Genomic DNA, 279 nt, shown 5'->3' with positions numbered 1-279 from the left:
GCGCTTCCGATCTCTCGTCAGCGGGAGGCGAATTCTACAGCGTTACACGCTGCTGTCAACACCTCTTTTTCACCGCTTTCGACCGAGAAGATCGAACCGTTAAAAGCACCAGATAAACCGGCATTTTCAACGCCTTCCAGGCCTCGATGAACTGAAGCAAGTCACTGTCGAAAACTGCGTAACTCATTGAATCTCAAGGAGTTTTCCGTTTCGACTGCGCCGGAAGTGGGGCGAATTATAGACCTCCAGAATCTGCCGTCAACCGTTAATTTCAGTTTT

Source organism: Pseudomonas serboccidentalis, assembly GCF_028830055.1.
GTDB classification, from domain to species: Bacteria; Pseudomonadota; Gammaproteobacteria; order Pseudomonadales; family Pseudomonadaceae; genus Aquipseudomonas; species Aquipseudomonas serboccidentalis.
Note: the sequence above shows the minus strand (reverse complement) of the source record.